Below are 853 nucleotides of genomic sequence, written 5' to 3' on the forward strand. Positions count from 1 at the left end.
AAATCGAAATCAGCGGAGTAAAGCTTGTCGTGAGAAGTCAGCAGATGTCATAGTAGCAAACGTGTCGAAGAGTTTGTGAAGGACTGAACCTAATAATTAAACGATAGTAATTGAAACATACCTAATGAGAGAACGAATGCAGAAAACATTATCTAAAGTTAATGGCTGCCCTCAAAGAGACAGGTCGGAAACCGAATGGTATGGGGGAGTGCAGACTTTCATGTGGATGTGTGAAGACAACATCGTGGAAGTACCATTCGACAATGAACACCTTTTCGAGCAAATCCTGAGTCCTGCCAATCTTAATCGAGCCTATAAGGCAGTGATTGGTAACAATGGCAGTGGCGGTATCGACAAGATGTCATGTGAACAATTGTTTTCATGGCTATCAGCCAATAAAGATGCGCTCATCCGTTCCTTGATGGACGGTTCTTACCGTCCGAACCCCGTCAGAAGGGTAGAAATCCCCAAGGACAATGGCAATATGCGCCTGCCTTTTAGGAATCCCCACCGTGGTAGACCGTTTGGTGCAACAAGCCATTAACCAGGTTCTGACCCCTATCTATGAGTGCCAATTCTCGAGGAGAAGCTACGGCTTCCGTCCAAGAAGAGGTTGTCATGACGCACTGCGAGGGGCGCAAGAAATAATCAATGCAGGCTACATATATGTAGTAGACCTTGACCTCGAGCGCTTCTTCGATACCGTGAATCATAGCAAACTCATAGAAATCCTCAGCCGTACTATTAAAGACGGCAGAGTTGTCAGTCTAATACACAAATATCTCCGAAGCGGTGTAATGAACAAAGGTCTGTTCGAAGCGAGCGAGGAAGGAACTCCCCAAGGAGGACCACT

At 46.0% G+C, this 853-nt stretch carries 1 pseudogene; it reads left to right on the forward strand.

Features of this window, described 5'->3' with window-relative positions:
* Nucleotides 1-124: 124 nt before the first annotated feature.
* Nucleotides 125-853 (forward strand): annotated as a pseudogene (locus B5G04_RS19200) (reverse transcriptase domain-containing protein); the annotation flags it as partial.

The organism is Bacteroides sp. An51A (assembly GCF_002161565.1).
Classification (GTDB): Bacteria; Bacteroidota; Bacteroidia; order Bacteroidales; family Bacteroidaceae; genus Phocaeicola; species Phocaeicola intestinalis.